This is a genomic window from Alkalihalophilus sp. As8PL (genome assembly GCF_040939795.1).
In the GTDB taxonomy this organism is placed as follows: domain Bacteria; phylum Bacillota; class Bacilli; order Bacillales; family Bacillaceae_D; genus Alkalihalophilus; species Alkalihalophilus lindianensis.
In genome coordinates this window covers 2,663,868-2,680,993 of the sequence record NZ_CP162551.1, presented here as the reverse complement: position 1 = coordinate 2,680,993, position 17,126 = coordinate 2,663,868, and the positions used below count along the sequence as shown (strand labels likewise).

Below are 17,126 nucleotides of genomic sequence, written 5' to 3'. Positions count from 1 at the left end.
CTACTATTTTAATGATTAAAAGGTTGATAATTGTATTCATATTGTCCATAAAGCATTTGAACGATATGACTGAACATGGATTTACGCGTGATTCGGCCCGAAGTTAGCACACCAATCGCTCCTTCTTTGTGACGAATGCGATGATCATCCATCATTTCTCCCATAATAGTCCCTAGTTCTTGTCCATCCCTCAACTTCGTTTGAACTTCAAGAGGTAATGGAATTTTTGCTCCACTAGCTACCCAAACTTGTCCTGAATGGCAAGTCATTGCTCCCCAATTACAAAGCATTAATCCCGTTGATGTATCACTTACACCACCTTCAAGTCCTATGGCTAGCTTTGCATCGGTAATTGTTAATGCGTATTTTGCTCGGTTAATAGCCCCTTTCATCGTTTCTTCATCTGAAAAAGGTTGAGCAGAAACCCCTGAGGGTGCTTCCACACTTATGAACTCGAACGGCTCACGTACTAACGTTTCCATGACGGCATGAATTTTGGCTCTATTTTTTGTGCCAATGACTACTTTCATTCCGTTTTCCCCCCCAAAGGTTCGTCTTTTAGTAGGACTACACGCCTTTTGTAATTTGATCTAACATATTTTTGTCGGTGGATTTAACCAATTTGACAACTAATTCTTTTGCTGCAGCATAATCGTCAATATGAATGATGGAAGCAGCTGTATGAATATAACGAGAACAAATTCCAATTACTGCAGATGGCACACCATTCCCTGTAGTGTGAACACGCCCTGCATCTGTTCCACCTTGTGAAATGAAATATTGATATGGGATCTTATTTGTCTCAGCTGTATCAAGAATAAACTCACGCATACCACGATGTGTAACCATCGTACGATCTAAAATACGAAGGAGTGCTCCTTTTCCCAGATGGCCAAATGCGTCTTTTCCACCTGTTGCATCATTAGCAGGACTTGCATCAAGGGCATAGAAAATGTCGGGCTTAATCATTTGAGCAGATGTAGCAGCTCCACGCAAACCAACTTCTTCTTGTACAGTAGCTCCTGAATAAAGAATATTTGGTAGCTTATCGTCCTTTAACTCTTTTAGTAATTCAATTGACAATCCTACTCCGTAGCGATTATCCCATGCTTTAGCTAGGATTTTTTTCTCATTTGCCATTGGTGTAAAGGGACAAATAGGAACAATCTGTTGACCTGGTTTGATCCCAATTTTTTTCGCATCTTCTTTATCATCTGCACCAATATCAATATACATTTGTTTGATTTCCATTGGCTTTTTACGTTGTGATTCTTCAAGAAGGTGTGGAGGCGTTGAACCGATTACACCAATTACAGGGCCAGCATCAGTCATAATTTGTACACGTTGAGCAAGGAGAACTTGACTCCACCAGCCCCCTAACGTTTGAAAGCGAATTAACCCTTTGTCACTAATAGAAGTGACCATAAAGCCCACTTCATCCATATGACCAGCGACCATAACCGTAGGACCCGTTTCATCGCCTCGTTTCACACCAAAGATACTTCCTAAACGATCTTGAACGATCTCATCAGTATACTTTTCAAGCTCACTCCGCACAAACTTTCTTACATCATGTTCGAATCCAGGTGCACCTTGTAATTCTGTTAGTGTCTTAAATAAGTTCATTGTATCTTGATTCATTATAATCTCCTTTCGATTCCCGAAAAATATATGTACATGTCCATTTTATCTGAATCCTTTTGCTATTGCCACAATGATTGACGAAAGAGTGGACAAATTCCCTTATCGATGGAAAACGCTTTAAACTTTCTGTATACTAAACCTAGTCTTAGTTGTTTTTTGAAAGTTATTAATGTATTCATCTAGAAAGAACTTCTCTACCATCACAATAGAAAAGTGAAAGGATGATAAAAATGAGTATAAGACGATTTGCTTTAGGAATAGGTATTGGAGTTGTGGCTGGTTACTTCCTTCGTCCTAGCCTTTCAACGGAAAAAGTTTCTCCTGAGAAAGCATTAAAGATAGTGAAGAAAACCGTATCAGGATCTCACGCCATTTCAGGATCATGGATTCATATGATTCCAGAAACCGTCGAACGTGAGAATATCCGCGTAGAAGTATACCGCGGAGGAATTTCTACAACAACTGAAACAGGAACAGTTCAATACGAATTCCTAGCAGATACTAAGACTGGCACTTTACTTGAATTAAAAGCAGCATAAAGAAGAAGAGCGGCTTCCCTACAAAGGAAAGCTGCTCTATTTATTAGGTTAAATAGGCATACTGCTTACGATCAACTGATGCACTCACTTGACCTTCATCATCCCATTTGATTGCTCGATATTTATAATCATGATAGAACAAATACCAGGCATCCTTCTCTCTTGCAAACTGTTGCCACTTTTGTTTACCAAAGATTGAGTCTAGTGGAAAATCATCATAAGCAAGCACCCATAAAGGATTTGCATGGGCATGTGTAGGCATAATGTCTGCTAAGTGAATAAATGTCTCCCCCTCATGTTCAATGACTAGGATACAATGACCATTGCTATGACCGCCAGTATGAACTAACTTCACACCTGGAACTACTTCTATTTGCTCTTTAAATGTTTTAACTTGGGCTTCAATCGGCTTCCAATTTTGTTCCCAATATGTATTCTGTGATCGAATATTTGGATTTTTCATTTCATTCCATTCTATTTCAGAAGTATAAATGGTAGCGCTCTCAAAAGTCGGGACTAATTCTCCATTCACTTCTTTCGCTAAGCCAGATGCATGATCAAAATGCATATGTGTCATTAATACGATATCAATATCAGCAGTGGTTAACCCTAATTTTTCTAAATCATTTTCTAAAGATGATTCCTCTTTAATTCCGTAATTTCTCTTTTGCTTGTCTGAAAAACGCCCATTTCCAATACCAGCTTCGATAAGAATACGTTTTCCATCTTTTTCAATTAAAATAGGGTCTGTACGAAGTTCAATTTGATTGTCTTCATTATGAGGATATTTTCGACTCCATAACGGTTTTGGCACAACCCCAAACATTGCACCACCATCCATATGAGTCACACCACCATTTAACCAAGTCATCTTCAGGCCATTTCTTTGTAAATTCTCCACATTAAATTCCTCCTTTGATTAATTCTTCTTTATTTTAGCACAATTCAATCTTTACGCACTCTGTTTCCAAATTTGAAATGGTTAAATAACAAAAAAAACCCTTCCATAAGAAGAGTTTAGTTGTTATTAAAATGTGCTTCTAAACGATAAATTCTCATCCCTTTTTTAGAGAATTTTTCTTCATATTCAGTCATAACATTACCTTCAACCGAACTTTTATGAAGATCAAGACTAACATCCTTAAAAGCCATTCCATAAGTAGACATACTATGAAGAGAGTATTCAAACAAACCTTGATTATCGGTTTTGAAATGAATTTCTCCCTCAGGTTTTAAAACATGCTTATAAAGAGATAAAAAGTTCTCATGTGTTAATCGACGTTTAGCATGACGATTTTTCGGCCATGGGTCCGTAAAATTAATAAATAAACGATCTATTTCTCCTTCTTCAAAGAAATCGAGTAAGTTCTCTACATCTTCATTTAGAAATTTCACATTTGGCTGTTCTGTATCTCGTACACGTTCCATGGCCGAAATCAGAACACTATCATATTTTTCAATACCTATAAAGTTGATATTTGGATGTTGCTCGCCCATACCTGTAAGGAATTGGCCTTTCCCTGTACCAACTTCTACAAATAACGGTTGATCATTGTTAAAAATGTTGTTCCATTTATTTTTATGTTCTTGCGGGTTTTGGATAACGATCGATGGATATTTTTCCATCTCCTCTTTTGCCCACGGTTTGTGACGTAAACGCACCGTAATCACTCCTCAATTCTTTGACTCAATCATGTATTATAACCTTTCTAACTCATGTTGTATATGTTGAGTTATTCTTCTCAAAAGAATAGCATGCTAAAAATATGCACACTCTACTCTTAAAGTAGTTTAGTTTTTAGAAGGAGTGTTTTCATGCCTATTTCCAGTCAACATAAAATCGGTTTACTCTGTGACATCCTAAAAAATCAGGCTGATGAAGCTTATATGACTCAGGATGAAGCAACTCAAATTGAACGTTTATTACAATCGTTAAGCAACGACCCTTCACTCAATAAAGAAATAAAAGGAATTCTCGTTGAAATGTCCCAACACCACGAAATTAACCATAAACCATTTCAAGAACAAAACGTCGAACAATGGTTAAATGTTATGGATCATGCCACGTTCGACACCAATGAGCTCGATTCCCCAGGAAATAACTACAAATAATTATTTCCTTTTCTTTTTCCATCTTTAGTTGACACCATTTGCATACAAATGAAGGGCCTGATCTAAAAAAGATCAGACCCTTTCCGTATAGTACTATCTGGAATCCTCTATTAATAAAGAATGAAGATAGTCTTTGAATTTTTCTACTTCCTCAAACTGCTTTCGCTCATAATGCCAAAGAATGACAGATATTGTTTGAGATACGACATACCAATGCATTCTCTCTCGTAGGGACTCGCCTAATAATAATCCATATTCGTGAATCCAGTCTTCCCACTCATGTGGTGGTATATAAGAGTATAATAACAACCCTAAATCCAGCGCAGGATCAGCAACAGTGGCACCATCCCAATCAATTAGGTAAAGATGTTCCTCTTCGTCTTGAATCCAATTATTATGATTGATGTCACAGTGGCAAACCACATAGTGATCATAATCGACATGTTTCAATTGAGAAGCTAAAAAAGCCATTCCGGTTTCAATGATGTCATCTTCTACTTGATTTAATTGAAGTTGAAGCCGAAGATTATCTACAATAACATCAGGTGATAATGGCTCATTCCCAATGCGTTTAAACATATCTAACAGTTCACTAGATCCATGAATTTTAGCTAAAAGCTCCGCAACTTTACGTTCCTTCATTTCATATGCTTTCAATTCACGACCCTTCACCCAACGTTGCGCCGTAACAACATCACCGTTTTCTAAACGCTTTGTCCAAAGTAGCTTAGGAACAATGCCTTCTGCAGAAAGAACAGCAAGAAATGGTGATGAATTGCGTTTCAGAAATACTTTCTGGTCACCTTGCTGGGCTATATATGCTTCACCTGTCGCTCCACCAGCTGGTTCCACCTTCCAGCCATCTCCTAAAAACATTTCCAACCAATTCACCCTCAATTTCCATTTACTTTCTTTTCACTTTACTACTTTATCTTCTTAGTATAGCGTATTTTATCGTAATTACCTATGAAAAATTCAATCATTTTTATTAAATACTCCGAAAAAATAGTTATATAAGCACAAATACAATCGTTACTAAAAAGAAGCAGAGCTCGTTATCATATACCCTGCTACATTATTGTGTGAAATTTTCATCCTATAGAATTGAATACCATGGTATCAAAAAAACACATTTATAGTCAATGTCTAAGCCCCCACGTTATCACTGCACTCCTTACATTCTATCTACATTGTTATAAAAAGCAATTGACAGAGTGATTGATGGTTTGCTTCAATATTTAAAGCCCCCTTAATAGGATGGATCATTAATGGGCTTACTATAATTAGATAGCCGATTCACCCGTTATATTTTTCTTAGTTATAACAATGAATGAATCGGTATTACTCACCATATAACTGGTAGTCGAACGGAGGATTTTATTAAATGAGTCAACAACACCCAAATCGTGCACGGTTACTTATTTCATGTCGGGATAAAGCAGGTATTGTATCTGCTGTATCTACGTTTTTACATCAGCATGATGCAAACATTGTTCAATCTGATCAATTTTCTACAGATCCACAAGGTGGTATGTTTTTTATGAGAATTGAGTTTGATTTAGGGACTGCAAGCCCTGATTTCCTTAGATTAAAACAAGAATTCCACAGTCTCGCAGCAGAGATGGACTTGGATTGGAAAATGGAGTTAGCTGCTCGTAAAAAGAGAATGGCTATTCTTGTATCGAAAGAAGATCACTGCTTATTGGAGCTTTTATGGAGATGGCGCTCAGGCGAACTTCAAGTTGATATTCCATTAATTATTAGTAACCACCCAACCAATAAGCAAGTTGTGGAAAGTTACGGTATTCCATTTTTCCATGTGCCCGTCACTCGTGAAACCAAACAAGAAGCAGAGCAAGAAGCGATTCAATTACTCAAACAACATGATGTAGACTTTATTGTATTAGCTCGTTATATGCAAATTCTTTCTTCTACATTTGTTGATTCCTTCCCTCATCGCATCATCAACATTCACCACTCCTTTTTACCTGCCTTTATTGGAGCCAATCCATATGCTAAGGCCTTTGAACGTGGAGTGAAATTAATTGGAGCAACTGCACATTATGTAACCGATGATTTAGATGAAGGTCCAATTATTGAGCAAGATGTTTTACGTGTCAATCATCGCTACTCAACTCAAGAGCTTAGAGTAGCAGGAAGAAACGTAGAACGAATCGCCCTAGCAAGAGCAGTAGAATGGCACACTAACGACCAAGTCCTCGTCTACGGAAACAAAACAGTCGTCTTTTAAAAAGAAAAGCGGAAGGGTTCGGTTAGGTATGAGGAGGATGGAGGTTTGATAAAACGAAGCGCTTTTTGCTTCGTTTAGCAAAGTGAAGCCACCGATTACCTGAACGCTGTAGCTAGACAAGAAAAGCGAAGGCAACTGTACTGGCATGCGGTAAAATAAGGTGAGCAATATGAAGTCGCACTTTGACTTCATTTGACTCATCGTTTTTACCCACAAGACAAGGAGCTGCAGCACTTATACAAAAAAAATCGATCCCATAACTGGATCGATTTTTTTATTGTAGTTTTTTAAGCTCTACGTTGATATAGTCTTCTTCTTCTTTTGTCATCGTAGGTGCAAGATAGATTAATTGCGCTCCGACATTAGCTTCCGGCAGAGCTAATTCCCCGTATTTTCTCACCCAATGCATTAATGCTTCAATAAGTCCTTTTTTGGCTTCCTTAACAGTATAACCAAAGCTCACACAACCTTCAGCCCCTACAATTTCAATCATAATTTCCGTTCGCCCTGACCAATCAGGTACTCTTTGTATCTGCCACGCGAAATCTTCTGCTCGGTAAGGTTCTCGCTGATACTCACCCATCAAACAACCTCCCTTCTCTGAAATAAAATCCCGATATCTATATTTCTTTATCAAGTTATAAAGTAATAGAGACACAAATAAAATCCCTATGCCTTGCATAGGGAACGTTTTACATCCTTACCTATTATACGGATTTTTTCATCTGAATTCAACGTCCGTTAATTAGTAGGAATTTTCAGTTTGCTTTAATTATCTGCTAGATCTTCTTGCATTCGCTTAAAACCCATCGTATGAGTTTGAGCTAATAAAATCTCTGCAATTTTTAATTGTTGATGTTTAATAGGAGTTGGGTTTTTCTTTAACTTTTGATGCCAATCCTCTACATTCCTGTGATCGATCAGTTCTGTTTTCGTACTACCAATACGGTGGTCGATTATCCCATCAGAGGTGAAAACTACCTTTCTTATAGGCACTTGAATATCAGCTTCCTCTAAAATGGGCTGAATCACACCACTCATTCTAGATAGGGCTAATAATGGACTAATACGCTTTTTTCTCGTTTGATTCACATATTCAGTCCAAAAACGGTCTGAACTAGCCTCAAACACACTATGCTCATCACCATTCAAAACAGCTAAACAGATTACTTCATTAGGCGTAATTAAAATAATATCAAGTTCAATTGGAGCATTTCTAATATAGAAAACCGGACGATACATTAGAAAAAAATTATCTGGTAGTTGCTGAGAAAAAAAACGAAGGATCGTATCTTTTTTATACCTTGGATGTAATGATGATTCCTCTAATAAAGAAGAACTTGCCCACCTAAGTTGCGAATGAAATAAATCATCTAAAAATTGTTTTCTTAATTCATCAATAGTAAGATCTGCGTTTAATTCTTCGTTTTCAACTACGATATTTTCTTTGTTATTTTTTCTAGATTTCCAATTTTTCATCTTAGCTACGGCTAGTGTGAATAAGTTTCCTTCTTTTTCAATAAACTCATCTTCATCTGAATTTATCTTTAAAGTACTCTTATCTTTAGATTGTAACTGTTCCCACTCTTGCTTAATATAATTCCACCGTTCTTTTTTCATTCTAGTAAATTGGCTAGGGTATCGATGCAAATCTGATTGATACCTAGATACATAGTCTTCTAGCTTGATTAAATGTGCCATCGTCATCCCCCCGACGTTTGGGCGAACCTGTCTAATAAAGAAATAGTACCATACCTTTTTATAAAATAGAATGAATCCGCCAATACTCACCTTTTTTTCCATGATTCACCCAAACATTTACATTATTGCCCTCTTAGAAAATGATCGTAACGATCATGGCTACTAAAATTGCACTAATAGTCATGGCAATTGAACTTGCCGCACCGTCTAATTCACTGTTTTCAAAGGCTTTCGCAGTACCAATTGCATGGGAAGCACAACCCATACCTATCCCACGACTGATGGGATGGTTAATTCTAAACCATTTGTAGAGAATCGAAGATAATACGACTCCACTAATTCCCGCAATCATCACAAAAACGGCAGCTAGGGGAGCAGCCCCTCCCAAGCTTTCTGCAACGTCCATTGCAACAGGTGTGGTGATTGATTTTGGTGCGATCGCCCCTACAATCATCACTTCAATACCTATCACTCTAGCTAATAAGACTCCACTAAAAACCCCAACCATAGCCCCGATTGTCACACTCACGATAATAGGTACGATAAATCGTTTTAGCATAGATAACTGCTTATACAATGGATAAGCAAGAGCTACAACAGCTGCACCTAATAAATGGTCTAGCCAACTATTCCCCTGTTGATAAACACGGTAGTCAATGTCTACTAAAAGCAAGAACATCACAATGATTATGGTTGAAGTTAAAATCGGCAAGGTAAATGGATGTGAGAATTTCATATACAGCCATCTTGACCCGACATATGTAATGATTGTTAATAGGAACATTCCTAGATAGATCGACCATTCATTCATCTGGATTCTCCTTTCTCATAACGAGCCATTGGCTTATTAAACCAGATACTACAAAGACAATCATAGTACTTATAATTGTGATTACAACTAGCCAAATACCTTCTCCCTTAAATACATTAAAGTAATCCATAACTCCTACCGTAACTGGGATAAACAATAATGGCATATGACGAATTAGCAACGATGTTCCGCTTTCAATAAAGGAAACAGGTAGGATTTTAGTTAAAAGAAGTATAAACAATAGTAGCATTCCAATAATGCTTCCTGGAATGGCTAAAGATAAAGCCTCTTGGATCCATATTCCGATTAAGTAAAAGCCATAAAGAATGCCTATATGCAGAGCCATTTGCAAAATATGTATTACTTTCACTTTCTACTCATCCCCAATCTGAAACCGTTCTATGATTTTATATTTTGGGTTAACTCTAGGGTTTATTTCCATTAAACAGACTTCATCCACTCTCCATTTAGTTTTCGCATTTTTAAAGGGGTTGAGATAAATGGAGAACCGACTGTCCCCCATCCATTTCTTTGCAATTGTCATATGTGGCCGATAAGGACGCTTGTCTGTTTTTAATTCTAGACCTGTGCAAACATTACTTATTGTCTGTTGTATCTCATGGAGTGCCCCTAGGTCTCCTTCGATTTCTACCCAAAGAATTCTAGGACTCTGTTCTGATCCAAATGTCTTTAGTTCGCTAAGGTTCAAGGAAAAGGGCGCAACTTTATTTAACTTTTGCATGGCTAGCCTCGTTTTTTCCCTCACCTGATTCACTTTTTCTTTAGATAATCCCCCTAAAAAAGCAACGGTAATATGCAAGTCTTCAGTATGTACCCACTGCTTAAATGAATAAGCTTCCATAAGTTCGCTTTGATTACGTTGATAGATAGTTTGAATCATGTTACTAACAGGCACAGCTAAGAAATAATGGGGTTCAGTCATAAATAAACTCCTTCACTTAAGTATTCTCATAATTGTATTGTATCAAATTGGATATTTTATATAAGATTAATTTTATTTCTCTTCTTTTCCTATCTTGTTAATAGGAAATCAAATCTCAGCTGTGATAAAATATAAGAAGAGAATAGAGGATAGGATGTGAAAGAATGAGAGTAGTCAATAATATGGCAGATCTAATTGGTCAAACCCCTCTTGTGAAGCTAAACCGTATTTCCCCGGAAGGCGGAGCTAAGGTTTACTTGAAAATGGAAATGATGAATCCAAGTGGAAGTGTAAAAGATCGTGCAGCATACAATATGATCGTTGAAGCTGAAAAAAGCGGTCATCTAAAAGAAGGTTCAACAATCATTGAACCAACTAGCGGAAATACAGGTATTGGTTTGGCGATGAATGCTGCAGCAAAAGGGTACCGCGCGATTCTCGTTATGCCTGATACGATGTCATTAGAACGAATTAATCTTTTAAAAGCATATGGAGCTGAGGTAGTCTTAACAGAAGGCGATAAGAAAATGCCTGGAGCTATTGATAAAGCTCATGAGCTAGTCCGTGAAATACCAAATAGTTATATGCCGATGCAATTTGAAAATGACGCTAACCCCGATGCACATCGTAAAACAACTGCACTAGAAATTAAAACAGCACTTGATAGTGTCAACGAATCATTAACTGCATTTGTCGCAGCTTCCGGTACAGGTGGAACGATTACAGGTACCGGGGAAGAATTAAAACGCTTCTATCCAGAAGCATCTATTCATGTCGTTGAACCAGCTGGTTCTCCAGTCTTATCAGGTGGTAAGCCAGGTCCCCATAAGCTAGTAGGTACAAGCCCAGGCTTTATTCCTCCTATTCTTAATGAGAATGTGTATGACGAAATTTTAAAAATTGAAGATGAAGATGCTTATCGAGTTACTCGCGAGCTAGCACGAAAAGAAGGTATTCTGGTTGGACCTTCTTCAGGGGCAGCTTGTTTTGCAGCAATGGAAGTAGCAAAAACGTTAACTCCAGATGATGTTGTAGTTGCTATTGCTTGTGACACTGGCGAACGCTACCTTTCAACAGACTTATTTCAATTTGATAAAGAGCAATAAAATTAAAACGGAGATGTTGAGGATACCTCACCCATCTCCGTTTTTTTTATTTTGCTAACTCATACATCGCCTCTGCATAAATTGCCGTCGCTCTCATCAGGTCATCAATTAGAATGTATTCATCTTTTTGATGTGCGACATCTTCTCTTCCTGGAAACATTGGACCAAATGCCACCCCAACATCTAACGAGCGAGCGTATGTACCGCCTCCAATAGCAAGCAACGTTGCTTCTTCTCCTGTTTGACGTTGATACACTTCTTGTAAAACGTTCACAAGTGGATGATCTCCGTCTACAAAGCTTGGTGTCATATGATCAAGTAGCTCAAACTCAGCTTGATTTTGATCAGAGAATTGCTTTATAGACTCGATTACTTTTTCACCAGAAGCAGTTACTGGGTAGCGAATATTTAACCCCACCATCGCTTCCTTGTCTTTTTCAAACATTATTTTACCAACATTCACCGTAAGAGGGCCGGATATCTCATCTTCATGATTAATCCCTATTCTTACTCCACTCGTATCACCATGAAACTGACTAGCTATATTATTAATAAAAGTCGGTATTCCTTTAACCGTTAGATTTGAAAGAAATTTTGCAAGATACAAACCTGCATTTAAGCCTTTCTCTGGGGTCGAACCGTGGGCTGACTTACCAATCAAAGTTAGGGTTAATTGAGTTTCACTGTGTTCATAAGTACCTTCTATTTTATTTGCTTCGAGATACGCCTGAAAAGCTTCAATTATTTGCTTAAGATCTTCCACATTCCCTGTCATAATTGCCTCTGCTGATTCAGGTACCATATTCAATCGCTCACCTGACTTAAAGAAAGAAAGCTCAACTTCTGAATTTGATTCCTGTTGTGAACGATAGTGTATATTGATATCCATAATTCCTTTTTCAGCATGAATAATTGGAAAGTCTGCATCAGGAGCAAAACCAACTGTCGGCATTTCTTCATGCTTAAAATAATGGTCTACACATCTCCAATTACTTTCTTCATCTGTGCCAAAAATAATTCGAATACGTTTATTAAGCTTAAGGTCGAGCTCCTTTAATAAGGTTAGAGCAAAAAAAGCAGCTATGGTTGGACCTTTATTATCAATCGCACCACGAGCAAAAATTTTCCCCTCGCGGATATCTGCTGAAAATGGGGGACTCGTCCAACCAGAACCTGCTGGAACTACGTCAAGGTGACAAAGTATCCCGACACTTTCCTCCCCTTCACCATATTCTACGTAACCAGCATACCCGTCCACATTTTTTACAGAAAAACCATAATCTTTACCATTTGATAACATATGTGTTAATGCACGGTCAATTCCTTCTCCAAAAGGCTTATCATTTGAGGCTGTAGACTCGTCTAAAACACTGTTAATACGCAGAAATTCTTGAGTTTGATTAATTAGTTTCTCTTTGCGTTTTTCTACTTCACTTTTCCAGTTAAAATACATAATTAGAGTTCACCTCATTATAGATTCACAAAAAATCAAGCAAAACCTTTGCTAAATTGCAAAAATTATTATAAAATGTAAGCGTCGAGAGGGGTTCGATGAGATCATGTGTTTTTAACTCACTATCACGAACCAATATCAACATTACCTTGCTCCAAGATAAAAATCAAATGGTTTCCGCTACAACCAAGACATGTGTAATGCTCTTATGGCACTGTGATAAAATACGTTGTAAAACGTTCGTTGCTATTTATTACAGAGGTGACAACCAGGGGCCAGAAATAAAGACGCATATACATCTCCCTCTGACGGTAAGTGATCCGCTGAAGTTCTGCATAATTATGTCTAAACTGACATACAATGTGCCAAAGGACTTGGTCATGATTATGAATAAGGAGTGGTTTTTTGAAAACTTCAACTGATCGTATGCTGACCCGTATTAAATCCATTTACCTCTACATTAAACAAAGGGGGATCGTCACGACGACGGAATTGGTTGAAGAGTTCGGTATAACCCAACGTACAATCCAGCGTGACTTAAATGTACTTGAGTACAACAATTTAGTTAGCAGCCCTTCGCGGGGAAAATGGAGCGTGACAGATAGAAAAACACGCGTTTCGTAAGCACACTTTATTAGTTGCTAATAAGCTGGGTTCTAATTTCCAACTGAAAATGAATGTATGAAATCATGTTAAATACTTGAAGCCCCAAAAAGACGAAAGGAACTAGTCCTTTCGTCTTTTTGCGTTACTCCTGAAATAATGCTCGTTTATCTTCCTCCGTAAGTTCCCGACACTCCCCTACAGATAGATGTTCATCCATTGGTAAGCCCCCTATCGCAATTCGCTTAAGAAAGGTTACATGTTTACCTACTGCTGCAAACATTCTCTTTACTTGATGATATTTCCCTTCTGTTATCGTTAATTCGATTTCAGATGTGGGCCCAGAAGACAACATAACAAGTTCCGCAGGCTTCGTTACATAACCATCTTCAAGCTGAACGCCCTGCTTAAATAATGCGATATCTTCTTCAGTAACTTGACCTTCGATTTTAGCATAATAAGTTTTTTTCACATGCCTTTTAGGCGACATCAAAGAATGTGAGAACTTACCATCATTTGTAATCAACAGCATTCCTTCTGTATCTTTATCAAGTCTTCCGACTGGGAACAAATCATAGATAAGATGTTCTTCCAATAGAAGATCTAAAACAGTACGATGCTGGTCATCCTCAGTAGCAGAAATAACTCCTTGAGGCTTGTTTAACATTAAGTATATATAAGGCTTATATTCTACTAGTTCCCCATGAACCGTCACCTCTGATGTCTCAGGATTCACTTGTTCCTTTCCATCTTTAGCAGGCTCGCCGTCAATCCGAACTCCACCGCTTTTTAATAATTTTTTTACTTCTTTCCTAGAACCGAACCCCATATTCGAGAGTAATTTATCAAGCCTCATCTAACTCACCTTTCTTTTCTTTCAACTTCTTAGCGATTTCTTTAGCAAATCCTCCTAGATCATCATCCAAATAAGAGCGCACCACTCCTGGTATAATTTGCCTTTCCACCTGGACTGTTACACGATCTGGTAACTTTAGCTCACGGGCTCTCTTTTCTAAACGACCAATCATTTTCATGGTTTCTTCAGTTGCTAGTTGATTAGCAGCTAACACATCCTCTTCCTTTAAGGAAATAAAGGTTATATTAGGAAATAATTTTTCCATCTGCACTCGTAGCTCATCATAAGCAGAAGGTACTGCAAATAATCCTTCTCCGTCCAAAAGCATTTGTTTAGCGTGCCCAACTAGCTTACATGGAAGTAAGCGTCTTCCACCAATCAAAGGGCTAACTTGATCCTCCATTAAAGCCGTCGCAAAATGCACAATGAGCACATTTTTACTAAGTTCTTCTAAATGCTCTTCAAAAAAAGGCCTGTAAGCATTTTTTGGTAAGCATACAATTATTATTTCAGCTTTATTAAGATCATCTTTATTTGCTTGCTTAGCCAAAGGGAACTGATCTACCAATTCCTTAACCGTCTCGGTATTTCTCCCATAAACTCTAACATCACCACAATCAATAAGTGTAAGAAGGGCTCTACTTAAGCGACCTGACCCAATGATGACAACCATTTTATCTCCTCCAATACTAAAGATAAAAGAAAGAGCTGCAATCATTTGATTAACAGCTCTTATGAAGCAAGTTCATTTGTTTGGAACATATAATGTCTTGTACGCATCCCTACATTTAAAACGATTCCTATGGCGAGCATATTCGTTATAAGGGAACTCCCCCCATAACTAATAAACGGCAGTGCAAGTCCCGTAATCGGCATTAAACCGATTGTCATAGCGATATTTTGGAAGACTTGAAAGACAAGTAAACCAATCACTCCAGCGACTAAGTAAGTGCCATATAAGTTATTACATGTGAGCGCAATAATAATCATGCGATAAAACATTAAAAAATATGTGACGAGTAAGACGGTTGCTCCGATAAAGCCAAATTCTTCACCAATCACCGTAAAGATAAAGTCTGTATGAATCTCTGGGATCGTGTCACTTTGAGTCTGAACTCCTTGTAAATAGCCACTACCATACAGCTGACCTGAACCAATTCCCCGAATCGCTTGTGTTAATTGATACCCATAGCCTGAAGCATATCCTTCTGGGTCAAGCCATCCATATATACGTTCAAGTTGATGTGTTGCGATAATTTTTGTGAAGATATCGAAATAATGATTGTGAAGCCAAACGAGTGCCATGATTCCACCGACTGCTGATAATCCTAATGAAGCTAGAATTCGCCAAGCGACACCTGACATTAACAGCATTGTGGCTATAATACTAGCTATGACTAATGCTGTTCCAAGGTCTGGTTGTTGCAAGATAAGGAAGAATGGTGGCAAACCAACTGCTAACACTTTTGCAACAACAATCATATCCGACTTGAGATCTTTGTCACGTCTCTCTGTTGTAATCTTATAAAGTAAATGCGCAAGTGCTAGGATTACAAATATTTTTACAAACTCAGAAGGCTGAGGTTGTGCAAATCCTAAGTTCAACCAACGAGTTGACCCATTTCGAAATACCCCTAGTGGCGTAAATGAAACGAGGATAAGCGCAACCATACCTATTGCATAAAGCGGAATAGAGAAGTTTTTAAATAGATCATAATCCATCACCATCATGATGGCCATTACAATCGCACCTGCTACAAAAAACAGGATTTGTCTTCTTAAAAACAAGGTTGGATCACTACTAAAATACTGCCCAGACCCACTATAGATCGCAAGCAAACTAAAGCACATTAACACAAATAAGAGAAAGAGCAACGTGTAATCAATTTGTTGCAAATTTGTTTTACGTTCTTCCATTGTCGCCTCCAAACGAAACAACTACATTAATCGAATTTAGGCAGTCAACGGTTCTTCTTCTTGGTTAAGCCGCTTTTGCCGGATGTTATTTCTAGAAATATTTGCAAGAATCGCTATAGAAACTAACGTTACTAATAACGATGAGCCTCCATTACTTACGAGTGGTAACGGAATCCCTGTGATCGGTAAGAGACCCGTAACTGCTCCAATATTAAAAATAACTTGAATCGCAATTTGAAAGACAATCCCAAATGCTAACAAGCTGCCAAAAGGCGTTTTACAACGTGTACCGATCATTACCCCACGAAATAGGATTAGTCCGTGACAAATAAGGACAAACGCTACTCCAAGAAATCCTAATTCCTCGGAAACTATCGCCAAAATGAAGTCAGTATGAGCTTCTGGTAAGTACAAGAGTTTTTGAACACTTTGACCAAGACCAGTTCCAGTTATCCCCCCATGTGCAATGGCAATATACGAATTTACTAATTGTAGTCCTGTACCAAATTGATCTGAAAATGGATCAGTAAATGATACTAAACGTTTGATTCGATAAGACTCCGTCACTGCTAGAGTCGCAAATAAACCTCCACCAACGATTCCGAGTCCGATTAAGTGTCTCCATCTAGCTCCTGAAAAGAAGACCACCAATAATGAAACGATCAGGATTGAGGTAGCCGTTCCGAGGTCTGGTTGAAGCATAATTAACCCAAAAATAACCGCTACAACGATCAGTGGTGGTAAAACACCTTTAACAAACTGATCAATATACACTTGTTTTTTGGAATAAACATGGGCAAGGTAAATGACAATCCCTATTTTCACAAATTCAGAGGGTTGTAAATTTAATGGGCCTAAACGAATCCAACGTTGGGCCCCTCCAACTTCATGACCTAATGGTGTTTTAACTAAAATTAATGATACCACCATTAAACCAACAATCACTACTGTAAGTTTTCGATACAACCTGTAAGGAAAGTGCATGAAAAATAAAAAGGCAGGGATTGCAAGTAAAAACCATATAGCTTGTCTTGCAATAAAATGATATGGATTGTTAAATTTATCAATCGCTAATACGTAACTGGAGCTAAATACCATTAACAGACCGAACCCAGCTAATAGGAACGTAGTAATGATAAGCAGCCAATCATTATCTTTTGTAAAAGAATATTTCATCCGGTCCCCCAACT

General features: G+C 37.9%; 20 protein-coding genes. 5 read left to right on the top strand and 15 right to left on the bottom strand.

The features are described 5' to 3' along the window. Positions 1 to 8: 8 nt before the first annotated feature. Positions 9 to 530, bottom strand: a complete 522-nt coding sequence (locus AB3N04_RS15045; RefSeq protein WP_368503518.1) for a DUF84 family protein — start codon at positions 528 to 530, stop codon at positions 9 to 11. 37 nt (positions 531 to 567) lie between these two features. Continuing rightward, on the bottom strand, positions 568 to 1,641 hold the full coding sequence (locus AB3N04_RS15040) for a M42 family metallopeptidase (protein WP_368503517.1): 1,074 nt from the start codon (positions 1,639 to 1,641) through the stop codon (positions 568 to 570). 233 nt (positions 1,642 to 1,874) lie between these two features. Between AB3N04_RS15040 and AB3N04_RS15035 the strand changes: the two genes are divergently transcribed. After that, entirely contained in the window at positions 1,875 to 2,183 is a 309-nt protein-coding gene (locus AB3N04_RS15035) for a PepSY domain-containing protein (RefSeq protein ID WP_047974177.1), read from the top strand. Positions 2,184 to 2,226: 43 nt separating this feature from the next. Here the strand turns inward: AB3N04_RS15035 and AB3N04_RS15030 are convergent, their stop codons facing one another. Together AB3N04_RS15030 and trmB are read right to left on the bottom strand one after the other, a co-directional pair. Continuing rightward, entirely contained in the window at positions 2,227 to 3,084 is an 858-nt protein-coding gene (locus AB3N04_RS15030; protein ID WP_368503516.1) for an MBL fold metallo-hydrolase, read from the bottom strand. A 116-nt stretch (positions 3,085 to 3,200) separates the two neighbouring features. Then, on the bottom strand, positions 3,201 to 3,845 hold the full coding sequence (gene trmB, locus AB3N04_RS15025; protein WP_317123558.1) for a tRNA (guanosine(46)-N7)-methyltransferase TrmB: 645 nt from the start codon (positions 3,843 to 3,845) through the stop codon (positions 3,201 to 3,203). Positions 3,846 to 3,998: 153 nt separating this feature from the next. On the opposite strand from trmB, the gene AB3N04_RS15020 reads away from it, so the two are divergent. Next, positions 3,999 to 4,295, top strand: a complete 297-nt coding sequence (locus AB3N04_RS15020) for a YtzH-like family protein (RefSeq protein WP_368503515.1) — start codon at positions 3,999 to 4,001, stop codon at positions 4,293 to 4,295. Positions 4,296 to 4,388: 93 nt separating this feature from the next. Here the strand turns inward: AB3N04_RS15020 and AB3N04_RS15015 are convergent, their stop codons facing one another. Further along, positions 4,389 to 5,177: a phosphotransferase gene (locus tag AB3N04_RS15015; protein ID WP_368503514.1), complete on the bottom strand. Its 789-nt coding sequence runs from the start codon at positions 5,175 to 5,177 to the stop codon at positions 4,389 to 4,391. A 502-nt stretch (positions 5,178 to 5,679) separates the two neighbouring features. On the opposite strand from AB3N04_RS15015, the gene purU reads away from it, so the two are divergent. After that, positions 5,680 to 6,546, top strand: coding sequence for a formyltetrahydrofolate deformylase (gene purU / locus AB3N04_RS15010; RefSeq protein WP_368503512.1), 867 nt, complete (start codon positions 5,680 to 5,682; stop codon positions 6,544 to 6,546). A gap of 274 nt (positions 6,547 to 6,820) precedes the next feature. Here the strand turns inward: purU and AB3N04_RS15005 are convergent, their stop codons facing one another. From AB3N04_RS15005 to thpR, 5 genes are all read right to left on the bottom strand, one after another. Next, positions 6,821 to 7,129 carry a type II toxin-antitoxin system HicB family antitoxin gene (locus AB3N04_RS15005; RefSeq protein WP_317123554.1) on the bottom strand — a complete coding sequence of 103 codons (309 nt, stop codon included), beginning with the start codon at positions 7,127 to 7,129 and terminating at the stop codon, positions 6,821 to 6,823. Positions 7,130 to 7,314: 185 nt separating this feature from the next. Then, positions 7,315 to 8,247, bottom strand: a complete 933-nt coding sequence (locus AB3N04_RS15000; RefSeq protein ID WP_368503511.1) for a nuclease-related domain-containing protein — start codon at positions 8,245 to 8,247, stop codon at positions 7,315 to 7,317. 133 nt (positions 8,248 to 8,380) lie between these two features. After that, on the bottom strand, positions 8,381 to 9,058 hold the full coding sequence (locus tag AB3N04_RS14995; protein WP_368503510.1) for an LrgB family protein: 678 nt from the start codon (positions 9,056 to 9,058) through the stop codon (positions 8,381 to 8,383). Beyond that, positions 9,051 to 9,428 (bottom strand): CidA/LrgA family protein, encoded by a 378-nt coding sequence (locus AB3N04_RS14990; RefSeq protein WP_368503509.1) that lies wholly within the window; start codon positions 9,426 to 9,428, stop codon positions 9,051 to 9,053. Before AB3N04_RS14990 ends, AB3N04_RS14995 begins: the two co-directional genes overlap by 8 nt. A gap of 3 nt (positions 9,429 to 9,431) precedes the next feature. Beyond that, positions 9,432 to 10,001 carry an RNA 2',3'-cyclic phosphodiesterase gene (gene thpR, locus AB3N04_RS14985; RefSeq protein WP_368503508.1) on the bottom strand — a complete coding sequence of 190 codons (570 nt, stop codon included), beginning with the start codon at positions 9,999 to 10,001 and terminating at the stop codon, positions 9,432 to 9,434. Between the two features lie 164 nt (positions 10,002 to 10,165). On the opposite strand from thpR, the gene cysK reads away from it, so the two are divergent. After that, positions 10,166 to 11,107, top strand: coding sequence for a cysteine synthase A (gene cysK, locus AB3N04_RS14980; protein WP_368503507.1), 942 nt, complete (start codon positions 10,166 to 10,168; stop codon positions 11,105 to 11,107). 46 nt (positions 11,108 to 11,153) lie between these two features. On the opposite strand, the gene pepV is transcribed toward cysK, so the two are convergent. Continuing rightward, positions 11,154 to 12,563 carry a dipeptidase PepV gene (gene pepV, locus AB3N04_RS14975; RefSeq protein ID WP_368506066.1) on the bottom strand — a complete coding sequence of 470 codons (1,410 nt, stop codon included), beginning with the start codon at positions 12,561 to 12,563 and terminating at the stop codon, positions 11,154 to 11,156. A gap of 402 nt (positions 12,564 to 12,965) precedes the next feature. Between pepV and AB3N04_RS14970 the strand changes: the two genes are divergently transcribed. Further along, positions 12,966 to 13,184 carry a DeoR family transcriptional regulator gene (locus AB3N04_RS14970; protein ID WP_047973898.1) on the top strand — a complete coding sequence of 73 codons (219 nt, stop codon included), beginning with the start codon at positions 12,966 to 12,968 and terminating at the stop codon, positions 13,182 to 13,184. A gap of 124 nt (positions 13,185 to 13,308) precedes the next feature. On the opposite strand, the gene AB3N04_RS14965 is transcribed toward AB3N04_RS14970, so the two are convergent. Genes AB3N04_RS14965 through ftsW form a run of 4 tightly spaced genes read right to left on the bottom strand, consistent with a single transcriptional unit; the run spans position 13,309 to position 17,112 of the window. Further along, on the bottom strand, positions 13,309 to 14,019 hold the full coding sequence (locus AB3N04_RS14965; RefSeq protein ID WP_368503506.1) for a pseudouridine synthase: 711 nt from the start codon (positions 14,017 to 14,019) through the stop codon (positions 13,309 to 13,311). Continuing rightward, positions 14,009 to 14,692, bottom strand: coding sequence for an NAD(P)-binding domain-containing protein (locus AB3N04_RS14960; protein WP_368503505.1), 684 nt, complete (start codon positions 14,690 to 14,692; stop codon positions 14,009 to 14,011). The genes AB3N04_RS14965 and AB3N04_RS14960 overlap by 11 nt, the downstream gene beginning before the upstream one ends. A 59-nt stretch (positions 14,693 to 14,751) precedes the next feature. Beyond that, positions 14,752 to 15,936, bottom strand: coding sequence for a rod shape-determining protein RodA (rodA, locus tag AB3N04_RS14955; RefSeq protein ID WP_368503504.1), 1,185 nt, complete (start codon positions 15,934 to 15,936; stop codon positions 14,752 to 14,754). A 36-nt stretch (positions 15,937 to 15,972) separates the two neighbouring features. Then, positions 15,973 to 17,112, bottom strand: coding sequence for a putative lipid II flippase FtsW (ftsW, locus tag AB3N04_RS14950; protein ID WP_368503503.1), 1,140 nt, complete (start codon positions 17,110 to 17,112; stop codon positions 15,973 to 15,975). Positions 17,113 to 17,126: the final 14 nt, after the last annotated feature.